This is a genomic window from Synechococcus sp. H55.10, from assembly GCF_047502715.1.
Lineage (GTDB): Bacteria > Cyanobacteriota > Cyanobacteriia > Thermostichales > Thermostichaceae > Thermostichus.
This window is the reverse complement of the sequence record NZ_JANSJJ010000301.1, coordinates 1-503: the sequence shown is the minus strand read 5'-3', so window position 1 is coordinate 503 and position 503 is coordinate 1. Positions and strand designations below refer to the sequence as shown.

1 pseudogene is annotated in these 503 nt (G+C 64.8%); it reads right to left on the bottom strand.

The window, feature by feature from the left end:
- Nucleotides 1–503: pseudogene (locus NW858_RS13380) on the bottom strand (sensor histidine kinase); the annotation flags it as partial.

Here is a 503-nt window from a genome sequence, read left to right as displayed (position 1 = left end):
CGGTGGAGGCGCAGGGGCAGCCTCCTGTTCTGCCCTGGCAGGGGGCAGGCAGGCGGGCGGGGATCCAAACTCGGCCAGGTTACCCAGCAGAAGGAAGCTGCTGAAGCGGGCCAACACCCGTACATGCGGCTTCATCAGGGGATAGCGGCGAGCCAACTCCTGCCAAGCGGCGAGCCGGTCTGGCCTGCCCTGTTGAACCCGTTGCTCCAGGCTCTGCCAGGCTCGTCGGATCACCTCCGGCTCGAAAGATACCATCATCCCCCTTTGCCGGGTGTGGGGATGGTAACCCTGGGCGGCTACTGCCGAAAAAACAGGGGTGAGCAGCAACAGAAACGGCACCTCCACCAGTGGATCCCGCGGCAGCAGAGGAATCACCGTCTGCCCAGGGGTGAGGATTGACTCAGGGGAAAAATCCGGGCTGAACAACCAGGGGGTTTCCCGTGCCGGCTCCCAAGAACGGCGGGGAGGATGCAGCGCATCCATGGGCAGGGGCAGTTGGGGCA